Annotated in this window: 14 protein-coding genes; 12 read left to right on the top strand and 2 right to left on the bottom strand. The window is 62.5% G+C overall.

Going from position 1 to position 11,449, the window contains the following annotated elements:
* The first annotated feature begins 89 nt into the window (after positions 1 to 89).
* Positions 90 to 335 (top strand): accessory factor UbiK family protein, encoded by a 246-nt coding sequence (locus tag MRY75_RS15970; protein WP_292308999.1) that lies wholly within the window; start codon positions 90 to 92, stop codon positions 333 to 335.
* Positions 336 to 402: 67 nt separating this feature from the next.
* Here the strand turns inward: MRY75_RS15970 and MRY75_RS15965 are convergent, their stop codons facing one another.
* Positions 403 to 1,851 carry an aldo/keto reductase gene (locus tag MRY75_RS15965; protein ID WP_292308998.1) on the bottom strand — a complete coding sequence of 483 codons (1,449 nt, stop codon included), beginning with the start codon at positions 1,849 to 1,851 and terminating at the stop codon, positions 403 to 405.
* Positions 1,852 to 1,929: 78 nt separating this feature from the next.
* Here MRY75_RS15965 and MRY75_RS15960 point away from each other — a divergent pair, with 78 nt between their 5' ends.
* The 11 genes from MRY75_RS15960 to MRY75_RS15910 all read left to right on the top strand — a co-directional run bounded on the left by MRY75_RS15960 (position 1,930) and on the right by MRY75_RS15910 (position 11,184).
* Complete coding sequence (locus MRY75_RS15960) at positions 1,930 to 2,352, top strand: TIGR04076 family protein (protein ID WP_292308997.1); 423 nt, start codon at positions 1,930 to 1,932, stop codon at positions 2,350 to 2,352.
* Positions 2,349 to 3,419 (top strand): aldo/keto reductase, encoded by a 1,071-nt coding sequence (locus tag MRY75_RS15955; RefSeq protein WP_292308996.1) that lies wholly within the window; start codon positions 2,349 to 2,351, stop codon positions 3,417 to 3,419. Before MRY75_RS15960 ends, MRY75_RS15955 begins: the two co-directional genes overlap by 4 nt.
* Before the next feature lies 1 nt (position 3,420).
* Positions 3,421 to 4,191, top strand: coding sequence for an ABC transporter ATP-binding protein (locus tag MRY75_RS15950; RefSeq protein ID WP_292308995.1), 771 nt, complete (start codon positions 3,421 to 3,423; stop codon positions 4,189 to 4,191).
* Positions 4,188 to 4,913, top strand: coding sequence for an ABC transporter ATP-binding protein (locus MRY75_RS15945; RefSeq protein WP_292308994.1), 726 nt, complete (start codon positions 4,188 to 4,190; stop codon positions 4,911 to 4,913). Before MRY75_RS15950 ends, MRY75_RS15945 begins: the two co-directional genes overlap by 4 nt.
* Complete coding sequence (locus MRY75_RS15940) at positions 4,910 to 5,824, top strand: branched-chain amino acid ABC transporter permease (RefSeq protein ID WP_292308993.1); 915 nt, start codon at positions 4,910 to 4,912, stop codon at positions 5,822 to 5,824. Before MRY75_RS15945 ends, MRY75_RS15940 begins: the two co-directional genes overlap by 4 nt.
* Complete coding sequence (locus MRY75_RS15935) at positions 5,821 to 6,771, top strand: branched-chain amino acid ABC transporter permease (RefSeq protein ID WP_292308992.1); 951 nt, start codon at positions 5,821 to 5,823, stop codon at positions 6,769 to 6,771. Before MRY75_RS15940 ends, MRY75_RS15935 begins: the two co-directional genes overlap by 4 nt.
* A gap of 18 nt (positions 6,772 to 6,789) precedes the next feature.
* Positions 6,790 to 8,052 carry an ABC transporter substrate-binding protein gene (locus tag MRY75_RS15930; protein ID WP_292308991.1) on the top strand — a complete coding sequence of 421 codons (1,263 nt, stop codon included), beginning with the start codon at positions 6,790 to 6,792 and terminating at the stop codon, positions 8,050 to 8,052.
* Between the two features lie 498 nt (positions 8,053 to 8,550).
* Entirely contained in the window at positions 8,551 to 9,051 is a 501-nt protein-coding gene (locus tag MRY75_RS15925; RefSeq protein WP_292308990.1) for a YbjN domain-containing protein, read from the top strand.
* A gap of 36 nt (positions 9,052 to 9,087) precedes the next feature.
* Positions 9,088 to 9,903, top strand: a complete 816-nt coding sequence (proC, locus tag MRY75_RS15920; RefSeq protein WP_292308989.1) for a pyrroline-5-carboxylate reductase — start codon at positions 9,088 to 9,090, stop codon at positions 9,901 to 9,903.
* A complete protein-coding gene (locus MRY75_RS15915; protein WP_292308988.1) occupies positions 9,896 to 10,237 on the top strand; it encodes a tRNA-binding protein in 342 nt (113 codons plus the stop codon). The genes proC and MRY75_RS15915 overlap by 8 nt, the downstream gene beginning before the upstream one ends.
* Complete coding sequence (locus MRY75_RS15910) at positions 10,231 to 11,184, top strand: D-glycerate dehydrogenase (protein WP_292308987.1); 954 nt, start codon at positions 10,231 to 10,233, stop codon at positions 11,182 to 11,184. Before MRY75_RS15915 ends, MRY75_RS15910 begins: the two co-directional genes overlap by 7 nt.
* Here the strand turns inward: MRY75_RS15910 and MRY75_RS15905 are convergent.
* Positions 11,181 to 11,435 carry a hypothetical protein gene (locus MRY75_RS15905; protein ID WP_292308986.1) on the bottom strand — a complete coding sequence of 85 codons (255 nt, stop codon included), beginning with the start codon at positions 11,433 to 11,435 and terminating at the stop codon, positions 11,181 to 11,183. The two genes, MRY75_RS15910 and MRY75_RS15905, sit on opposite strands and share 4 nt — an antisense overlap.
* Between the last annotated feature and the right edge of the window lie 14 nt (positions 11,436 to 11,449).

Here is an 11,449-nt window from a genome sequence, read left to right as displayed (position 1 = left end):
CAGATGCTCATTGCTCTGCGGCGAAGTCAACCTTGTGCCCAAAGGGTCTCCAGCCCATATAGAGGTCAAGCAAACGCCGGAGGCATCTCATGCAAACCCGTAACAAGGTATTCGAAGACCTGTCGCAGCTCATGACCAACGCGATGGGTGTGGCGCAGGGCGCCAAGGAAGAAGCGGAAACCGCGATGAAGTCGATGATCGACCGGTGGTTGGCCGACCGCGATTTCGTGACTCGCGAGGAATTCGATGCCGTCCGCGCGATGGCGATGAAAGCGCGCGAGGAAAACGAAACGCTCAAGGCCCGTCTCGACGCGCTCGAAGCGGCACAGAAATAAAGACACGGGCCCCGGGCTTGATCCGGGGCCTTTTGACTGTCCGTCAAAGAACCGAGGTGCGGCGCACTTACCGGAGTATCGCTTCGGCCTCGATCTCGACCTTGTAGTCACCGATCAACTGACCGATCTGGAACAGCGTGTTGGCCGGTTTGATGTCCGCAAAGATGCGCCCATGCGCCTTTGACACGGCAAGCACATCATCGGCATCGCTCAGGTAGACCCGCGTCCGCACGACATCCTCCATCGACGCCCCAAGCGCGGTCAGTGCGGCGCTGATCTTGTCGAGGATGAAGGTCGTTTGTGCGCCTGCGTCTTTTGGAGCAACGGCGTGGCTCAGACCTGCGGTTGCCGTCGTGCCCGAGACAAACACGCGGTCCCCGATCCGATGCGCGCGGCAGTAACCCGCAATGTCCTCCCACTCGCTGCCCGAAAGCACCCGCTTTTCGCCGGGCCTGCCGGGCACGTCCTCGACCGTGACGGCCAAAGGCATCGTGTCGAGGTGGTGACTCAGATCGCCGCTTGCCGTCAGGAAGGGCGGCTTGCGGTATTCATCACCGCAATCGCCGGGCAGGGGCGTGGTCACGGCAAAGGCCGCGTTCAGGCGCGCGTGATCCTCTTCGTCCAGCGCAAACCGGAACAGCTTTAGGTTATCGTCCGTATGCCGCGCCTCGCCCAGACGCGCGCCGATGATGACCCCGGCAACTGCGTCGTTCTCGAGCACCCAGCGCGTTGCGACATTGGCAATGGACACGCCATGCTTGGCCGCCACATCCACCGCCGCCTGTAAAACCGTCTGATACGCGTCCCATCCCCCGGCATGGTCGATGAAGCGCTTGTACTTCATCTTGCTCCAGTCGGTGATTTCGGCCGGTTCCGGCTTGCCCAGCCAACGCTCCGACAGGAACCCGCCCTGCAACGTGCCGTAGCACAAAAGCTTCACGCCCCACGCGGCACAAACTTCCGACAAAGGCCCGGTCGCGCGGCGATCCAGAAGCGAGCAGGGCACCTGGTTGCTGACAATCGGGATCCCGTCCGCCAGCGCCAGATGCAGGTGCGCGGCATCGAAATTGGTCAGCCCGATCTCGCCGATCAGACCCTCCTCGCGCAGTTTGGCCATCTCGTGCAGCGCGTCGAGCCATGCCGGGTGCTCGAAGCTCCACCAGTGGAATTGCAGCAGATCGACCCGATCCACGCCCAGCCGGTCCAGCCGTTCCTGCACCCCGGCGCGCACCACCTCCGCCGTCATCGGGCCGGGTACAGGACACCACTTGGTACCGACAGTGGCCTTGACCCCACGGTTCAAGAGCGCGCCTGTGATGATCTCAGCTGTCCCGTAATGATCCGCCATGTCGAAACTGTCGAACCCGGCATCCGCATAGGCCGCAAGATGATCCGCGCCCACCTCGGGGTCGATGATGTCGCCGTCTTTCTCGATATCGGCCACCTGCCACAGCCCCACAAGTGCACGGCGGATCGTCAGGCGGTCACTCAGGGCGATACTGTCAGGCTGGGTCACAAGCGGTCCTTTCGGCTGTCTGCCCATGAGTTGCCGCCCCGAACCCGTTTGACAACCCCGAAAGATCCCAGCAACCATATGGTTAACAACAGGGAACAACTGCGCGAAACCGCGCACTGGGGAACGATGAGCGCGGCGCAGGACGCGGACGACTTCTGGCTTTATGACCTGCGCGTCGAAACGGTGGTGGGCGACCGCACATCCGTGTGCCGACACATCGAAGGCGAAAGCTTCCGCGTCGAAGGCGAATTGCTGATCTTCGACGGGCAGCAGAAAGTGTCGATGTACGCGCTGGCCGCTTTGTTGCCTCTGCTACCCGCCAAGCAACGCCCGACCTCCCCAAACGACTGGATGTCCACCGACGCCGAGATCGCCTGCCCCGACCCGAATTGCGGCGGTCGGTTCCGGGTGACACGCACGGGCAAACGCACCTTCCGCCACTCTGAAACCACGGGCCTGCCGGACCAGCGCAGCACACCCTATTGGAAAGTCCAGACATGAGCGTTGAAACCATCGACCTTCGCCCCGGCCATACCATCGCCCGTGTCATTCGCGGCGGCTGGCAACTGGCGGGCGACCACGGCCCGGTGGACCGCGCGCAGGCGATCCGCGACATGGAGGCGTTCGTCGACGCTGGTCTCTTCACCTTCGACTGCGCCGACATCTACACTGGCGTCGAAGAGATGATCGGAGACTTCATCGCCGACCTGCGCGCCCGGCGTGGGGCATCTGTGGCGGACCGAGTCTGCGTGCATACCAAGCTGGTGCCTGACCTCACGAGGCTGGCTGACCTCCGGCCAGACGAGGTGACGGCCATCGTCGACCGCTCGCTTCAACGTCTGAAGATCGACCAACTCGATCTGGTGCAGTTCTTCTGGTGGGATCTCGGCATCGGCAATGCGGTCGAGGCTGTCGATGTGCTGAAGGACCTGCGCAAAGAGGGCAAGATCAAGAACCTCGGCACCACCAACTGGGACCGGCAGGCGATGCAGCCTTTTGTCGATGCCGGGTTCGATATCGCCTCGGCGCAGGTGCAGTATTCCGTGCTTGATCGCCGCCCCGCCAACGGACTGACCGACTGGGCTGCCGCCAACGATCTGCAACTGATCTGCTACGGCACGCTCGCCGGCGGCTTCATCACCGAAAAATGGCTGGGCGAACCCGACCCCGGGTTCCAGTTCGAAAACCGCAGCCTGATCAAGTATCGCCTCATCATCGACGAATTCGGCCCTTGGGACCGCTTCCAGGCTCTGCTCAAGGCGCTGAAAACCGTCGGCGACAAACATGGCGTGTCCCTTTCGGCGGTCGCCACCCGCTGGGTGCTGGACCAGCCGCAGGTCGCCGCCGGGATCGTCGGCGCGCGTTATGCCCGGCACCTGCCGCAGACCCTCCAGACTTTCGCCTTCGCACTCGATGCCGAAGATCACGCCACGCTGAACGCCGTGCTCGATCTGGCGGATGGCCCCAAGGGTGATGTCTATTCCCTCGAACGCGACCGGACGGGGCGGCATGGCCGGATCATGAAATACAACTTGAACACCAACCCGAACGACGCGGTGCATGGGTAGCATGGCTGAACCGATCCTCAGCATCCGGAATGTCAGCAAGACCTTCGGCGAGTTCCGTGCGGTCAACGACGTGTCTCTCGACATGAGGGCAGGGACGATCACGGGCCTGATCGGCCCCAATGGGGCTGGCAAGACCACGCTCTTCAACGTGCTGACCGGGATGCTGAAGCCGACCAGCGGCACCGTCCATCTCGACGGTCAGGACGTGACCGAGTTCGCACCCGACGCCCTGTTCAGCCTTGGCCTTGGTCGCACCTTCCAGATCCCGCGCCCATTTTCGCGAATGAGCGTTCTGGAAAACGTCATGCTCGCGCCCAAGGCGCAGATGGGCGAGCGCCTTTGGGGGCCGTTCTTTGGCGCTGCCAAGGTCCGTGATCAGGAGGCGGCCATTCGCAAACGCGCGATGGAGGTGCTGGATTTCGTTACGCTCGCCCCATTGGCCGATCAGGCGGCGGGGCAAATCTCGGGTGGGCAGATGAAGCTTCTGGAACTGGCCCGCATCCTGATGGGTGATCCCAAGCTGATCCTGCTGGACGAACCCGCCGCCGGGGTGAACCCGTCCCTGACACGGACTCTGATCGAGAAAATCGAGGAACTGAATCGCGGCGGCAAAACCTTTGTCATCATCGAACATGACATGGATTTCGTCATGCAGCATTGCGACCCGGTGATCGCCCTGGCCGAAGGGCGCAAGGTTTTCGAAGGCACCGCCGAAGAGGCGCAGAACAATCCCGTTCTTCTTGATGCCTATCTGGGGGCGCAGGTCGAATGACGGCGCTGGTGGCACGGAATGTCGTCGCGGGCTACGTGCCGGACCTGCCCATCCTCAAAGGCGTGTCGCTGACCGCCCAAGCGGCCAAAGTGACGGTCATCATCGGCCCCAACGGTGCGGGGAAATCCACGCTGATCAAGGCGATTGCCGGGCTGGTGCCGGTGTCGGGCGGCACGGTCCACCTGAACGGGGCCGAGATCACCAACCCGCGCCCCGACCGTATGGGCGCGCTGGGCGTGGCCTACGTCCCGCAATCCGACAACATCTTCCGCTCGCTGACGATCCGACAGAACCTCGATCTGGTGCTGCGCAATGCCGGGAAAGAGGCCGCAGCGCGGCGCGAAGCGCTGTTCACCCGCTTCCCGGCTCTGGCTGACAAACAGACCGAAAAGGCGGGCGCCCTCTCCGGTGGGCAACGCCAGTTCCTTGCCGTGGCGATGGCGCTCGCCATCGACCCAAAGGTGATCCTGATGGACGAACCGTCTGCCGGGCTGTCACCCAAGGCGGCGCAGGAGGTGCTGGAATACATTCGTGCCCTGACCGAACAGGGCGTGACGATCCTGCTCGTTGAACAGAACGTCAAACAGGCGCTGCGGTTGGCGGATCACTGCTACATCCTTGCCGATGGCCGCAACCAGGTCGACGGCGCGGCGCAGGATCTGCTGAGCGATCCGGTGGTTGGCCAAATCTACCTTGGCGGCAAACGGGTGGCATCGGCATGATCCAGAACCTTGTTGACGGAGTGCTGGTTGGTTCGATCCTGTCGCTGGGGGCGATTGGCCTGACGATGGCGATGCACATGCTGCGCTTCGCCAATTTCTCGCATGCCGAACTGCTCTCCATCGGCGCCTATGCTGCATTGGTGTTTGACGGCCTCTTCGGTGCGATCCACCCCGCACTGGCCGAGGCGATCCCGCCTCTCAGCCTCACATGGTCGCTGACGCTAGCGCTTTTGCTCTCGATGGCGCTGACGGGTCTGTCGGCTGTGGTGATCGACAAGCTGGTGTTCAAACGCGTCCGCGCCAAGGGCGGCGAGTTGTCGATGGTCTTTGCCTCCTTCGGCGTGGCCATGATCATCCGCAACATCCTTGGCCTGATCTTTGGCCTGAACCCAAAGCTCTATTCGCAGGACATCGTCTTCGCCATCGTCGTCAGCCGCGATCCGTTCCTGCTGATCAAGCCGGATCAGGTGTTCACGCTGGTGGCGGCGCTGCTGATCATGTTCATCCTGCATCTCGTCCTGTCGCGCACGACCTTCGGCTATTCCCTGCGCGCGGTGGCTGAGAACCCGACGCTGGCTCAGGTGTCGGGCATCAATCTCAGCCGCATGATCGTTCTGATCTGGCTGATCGGCGGCGGGCTCGCGGCCGCCGCAGGTGTGTTCTACGGCTTGACCAACCAGATCAGCCCGGTGCTGGGCCGCGATCTGGTGTTGCCGATCTTTGCCGCCACCATCGTTGGTGGCATCGGCAGCATATATGGCGCGGTGCTGGGTGGGTTCATCGTGGGCCTCGCCTCAAACCTCGCTCTGGTGCTCCTGCCATCGGGTTACAGCCCGGCGGTGCCTTTCCTCATCATCCTTGCCGTGCTGATCCTTCGGCCACATGGGCTCTTCGGGGAAGAGCGCACATGATCGGCGTCATCTCCTACCTCGTCTTCTTCGCCACCGTGGCGTCGATCCTGTCCATCGCCGTGATGGGCCTGAACCTGCAATGGGGCAACACCGGCCTTTTCAACGGCGGCGTCGTCGCGTTCTTCGGGGCGGGGGCTTATGGCACGCTGATCCTTGGCGGTACGCCCCAGGCCGGGCAGTTGGGCGGGTTCGGCCTTCCCTACCTGCTGGCCCTTTTCGGAGGCATGGTCTGCGCCGGGATCGTCGCCTGGATCGTCGGGCTGCTGACGATCCGCCTCAGGCACGACTACCTCGCCATCGCAACCTTCGGCGTCGCCGTCGCCTTCGAGACCGTGATGCGCAACACCGACGCTTTGGGCGGGGCGCAGGGCATCCGGGGCTTCGAACGCCCGCTCCGGGAAACGCTCGGCAACGGGTTCACCTACAACCTCGCGTTCTTTGTCTTTGTCCTGATCCTGCTGATCGCAACCTACATCTTCCTCGAACGGCTGATCCAATCCCCGTTCGGGCGGCTGCTGCGCGCCATCCGCGAAGACGAGACCGCCGCGCAATCGCTGGGCAAATCGCCCTCGCGCATCCGTCTCACGTCCTTTGTGGCCGGGTCGGTGATCATGGGCCTTGCCGGTGGACTCTACGCCACCTTTTATGCCTTCATCAGCCCACAGGATGTGCTGCCGATCCTCACCTTCCAGATCTGGGCGATGCTGATCGTCGGCGGTGCAGGCAACAACAAGGGCGCGGTGATGGGGACCTTCCTGATCTGGGCCGCATGGACGGCCAGCGGTTGGGCCTTGTCGCGCTTCGCACCGCTGGAGGTGCAGCTCTATACCGGGTCGATCCAGTTCGTGCTGATCGGCTTCGTGATCGTGGGGATGCTTCTGTGGCGACCACAGGGGCTCTTCCCGGAAAAACTGGTCGTGTCACAATCGGCACGGCCCAACAAATGAAGAACTGGGAGTTATGGAATGAACGGACTTAAGACCTCGGCCCTCGCATTGGGCCTTGCTGCCGGGTTTGCCAGCCTCGGCACGGACGCAGCCGCACAGGATTGCACGACCAAGATCGGTGCCGTGCTGCCGACCTCGGTGGATTGGGGCAAACCGATTGCGGCCACCGCGCAATATGCCGTGGACATCGCGAACGAGACCGGCGGTGTTGCGGGCTGCCAGATCGAAATGGTGCTGCGCGATACGCAGGTCGATCCCAAGGTCGGCGTGGACGCCGCCAAGGCGCTGGTCGATCTGGATGGCGTTCAACTGTTGCTGGGAGCTGTGTCCTCGGGCGTGTCCATGCCCATCCTGACCTCGGTCACGGTGCCCGCAGGCGTGATGCAGATGTCCTGCTGCTCGTCCTCGACCGCGTTCACCCGTCTGGCCGAAGAGGGCAAGACCAACGGTCTCTTCTACCGCACCTTCGCCACATCCGGCGTGCAGGCCGCTGTCGGCGCCATGGTGGCGCGCGATGCGGGCTACAAATCCGTGGCCGTGTTCTACAAGAACGACGACTGGGGACAGGACATCGGCGGTCTGGTTGCCGACGACCTCAAGGCGCTCGGCATAGACGTCACCGCCTCCATCGCCATCAATGACGGGCAGGCCTCGTTCCGCGCCGAAGTCACAGAGGCGCTGAAGGGCAATCCCGAAGCGATCTACATGGCGCTCTATCCGAAGGAAGGCACTCAGGTCGTCCGCGAGTGGATCTCGCTTGGTGGGACGCAGAACATGATCGCCGCCAATGCGCTCAAGTCCGACGAGTTCCGCGACAATGTCGGCATGCAGTTCCTCGGCAACTTCACCGGCACCGACACGGCGTCTCCGCGCACCGACTCCGCTGATGCGTTTGTCGCGGCCTACACCGCAAAGTTCGACGGTCCCCCCAACGGTCCGGGTCTGGCCAACAGCTATGACGCCACCATGATTGCCCTCATGGCGATGCACGCGGCGGGCAAGGATGCAACAGGGGCCGATATCGCGGCCAAGATCGGTGCGATCACCGATCCGAACGGCACGCCCGTCACCGCCGATGCAGCAGGTTTTGCCAAGGCGAAAGAGGTTCTCGATGGCGGCGGCACGGTGTCCTACCAGGGCGCAACCGGGAATGTGCAGTTCGACAGGAACGGGGACGTGTCCGCGCCGGCCGTGACATGGGTCTTCTCGGAAAGCGGCATCGAAGAGCAGAAATATCTCTCGCTGACAGAAGTGAATGACTTCATGGCGTCGCTGAACTGACGCAGGTTTCGAATTGGCGCTGCCAATCCGAGAGAGGGACGATGCGACATCGCATCGTCCTTTTTCGTATCCGAAAAAGGGGGGCGCTGCCCCCGTCGCCCTTTGGGCGACTCCCCCGAAGTATTTCCGAACCAGAGAAGCGGGTCAGTGTCGGACTTCTGACCGCATGTGCCCAAATTTTGGACGGCAGCGCTGCCACGCGGAACCTGACTGCAGAGGCATGCATTGACGCGTTTTCGCAGCAGTTGCAGCCGTCGCGGCGCGTTGCACGATTTTTCCGGTGATTTTATCCACAAATTGTGGCACTATTCGCGTCCACCACATTGGCTGGACTTCTCCACAACTTATTGCGTCTGTCATCGAAAATTCGCTTTACGCGACGCGGCAGGCCATGCAGCATATGTTGTAGGGGGATGTCACGGCAACGCAGCCCCTAGAGCAGGCACCGAAAGGTAGGGCAAAGCCCACCTTTCCGCACAGGCAACAGGAGGCGGCATCATGGCCCTGTCCGAGCAGTATCTTGAAGACGACATCCACCCGATCGATATCGTTGAGAGCATCGCCAACCACCATGAATGGGACTTCGACCGCATTGCGGATGATCAGATCGCCATGGCGGTCGAAGGCCAGTGGCGGACCTATTCGATCACGCTGGCCTGGTCGGCTTTCGACGAAACACTGCGCCTGATCTGTACATTCGACATGGACCCGCCGGAAGATCGGATGCCGGCGCTGCATGCCGGTTTGAACCTCGTCAACGATCAGTGCTGGGCCGGGGCCTTCACCTATTGGGAAGAGGCCAAGCTGATGGTCTATCGCTACGGTCTGGTTCTGGCGGGCGGGAATGTCGCCAGTGCCGAACAGATCGACACGATGATCACCTGCGCGGTGATGAGTGCGGAGCGCTATTACCCCGCCTTCCAGTTGATGGTGTGGGGCAACCGCGATCCGAAAGCTGCGCTTGAGGTCGCCATTGCAGAGGCCTACGGGCGCGCGTAACACTGGCCCCCGACGCAGAAAAACGTGGGGGGCATCATGCAGAATTCCAACATCGCAAAGCGCGGCCTTGTTCTTTTGGGCTGTGGCAAGATGGGGTCGGCCATGCTCGAGGGCTGGCTGGCAGGCGGGCTGCCTTCGACTTCGGTCTGGGTGAACGATCCCAACCCGTCCGACTGGGTGCAGGCGCAAGGCGTACACCTGAATACGGATTTGCCCGAAAGCCCGGCCATCGTGCTGGTGGCCGTCAAACCGCAGATCATGCGTGAGGCGCTGCCCACGCTGGCCCCTCTGGGCAACGGCGACACGCTCTTCCTGTCCGTTGCGGCGGGCATTACCATCGCCACCTTCGAAGAGATGCTGGGGGAAAAGACCCCGGTGATCCGGTCCATCCCAAACACACCCGCTGCCGTGAAGCAGGGCATCACCGCGATCATCGGCAATGCGCAGGTGTCCGAGACGCAGATGCAGCAGGCCGAGACGTTGCTGTCGGCCATCGGGCAGACGGTGCGTCTTGAGACCGAAGATCAGATGGACGCGGTCACTGGCCTCAGCGGTTCAGGCCCGGCTTATGTGTTTCACATGATCGAATGCCTTGCCCGCGCAGGTGAAGCACAGGGCCTTGCCCCGGACCTCGCCATGACGTTGGCCAAGGCCACCGTCGCCGGGTCCGGCGCGCTGGCGATGCAGGCGGGCGAAACCCCCAGCCAGTTGCGCGTCAATGTGACCAGCCCCAATGGCACGACGCAGGCTGGGCTGAACGTGCTGATGGACGAAGAAGCCGGTCTGCCGCCGCTCATTGCGCAGACCATTGACGCGGCCACGAAACGATCCAAGGAGCTCGCCAATGGCTGACCAGATTACGTTCGACGAGTTCATGAAGGTGGATATTCGGGTCGGCACCGTCATTCAGGCGGAGCCGTTTCCAGAGGCACGCAAGCCCGCGATCAAGCTGTGGGTCGACTACGGTGACGAGATCGGCGTCAAGAAATCCTCGGCCCAGATCACCGTGCATTACGACCCGGAGAGTTTGATCGGTAAGAAGGTCATGGGTGTCGTCAACTTCCCACCACGCCAGATCGGGCCGTTCATTTCCGAGGCTCTGGTTCTCGGGTTCTATGACGCGGATGAGGCCATCGTCTTGGCCGTCCCCGACAAGGATACCCCGAACGGAGCGCGCCTGTGTTAAACCTATTGATCACCCGCAAACTTCCCGATCCTGTCCTAGACAAGGCTAGGGAGGTGTTCGACGTCACCGTGCGCGACAACACCGCGCCCCTCAGCCGCGATGAGCTGATCCAGAGCCTTTCGGCCTATGACGTTGTGCTGCCCACCTTGGGCGACGCCTATCGCGCCGACATCTTCGACGCCGTACCGGAAAAGCGGACCAAGCTGCTGGCGAATTTCGGGGTCGGGTACAACCATATCGACGCTGCGGCTGCTCGGGCTGCGGGGATCGAGGTGACCAACACGCCCGGTGCCGTGACCGATGCCACCGCCGACATCGCGTTGACGCTGATGCTGATGACCTGCCGTCGGGCCGGTGAGGGCGAGCGATTGGTGCGGTCCGGACAGTGGGAGGGCTGGCATCCGACGCAGCTTTTGGGTCTGCACATGTCAGGCAAGACCCTGGGTGTGGTCGGCATGGGCCGTATCGGACAGGCCATCGCGCAGCGTGCCCATTTCGGCTTTGGCATGGCGGTGAAGTTCTACAACCGCTCTCCAAAAGAGACGCCGTTCCCTGCCGAACAGGTGGCCGAACTGACCGATCTTGCGGCTCGGGTGGATGTGTTGGTGATTGCCGTGCCCGGCGGGGCAGAGACCCATCACCTGATCGACGCGGCGGTCCTGTCTGCCATGCAGTCCCACGCACATCTGGTAAACATCGCGCGGGGGGATGTGGTGAACGAAGCTGATCTGATCGACGCCTTGACCCAAAGCCGGATCGCGGGGGCGGGGCTGGATGTCTACGAGTTTGAACCCAAGGTGCCGCAGGCGCTGATCGACATGGAGAACGTGACGCTCCTGCCGCATCTGGGCACTGCGGCGCTCGAGGTGCGGACGGCGATGGGGCTGATGGCGGTCGACAACGCGATTGCCTTTGCCAAGGGGCAGCCCCTGCCGAACCGGGTTTAGACCTCGCGCTCTCCGGGGCGTGGGATCGGGCCGTGTTCGAACGGATCGCGGTGCGGCGACCATTGCGGATCGTTGTTCTTGATCAGGCGCGAGACATAGTACGCGCTGGGCCATGCCATCAGAAAGCCGATGACCGCAGCCGCGCCGATCACCCACCATGAATAATAGCCCATGGCAAAAGCTGTCGTTGCCAACGTGCCGGTGATCAAGGCACCGCTGAGTAGCGAAAGTATGATCGAAAGTCGGTCCATTGTTTGCCTCCTTT

The sequence above is a fragment of the Marivita sp. genome (genome assembly GCF_022763305.1).
Taxonomy (GTDB): Bacteria; Pseudomonadota; Alphaproteobacteria; order Rhodobacterales; family Rhodobacteraceae; genus Marivita.
Note: the sequence above shows the minus strand (reverse complement) of the source record. Positions and strands in the feature narration are given on the sequence as shown.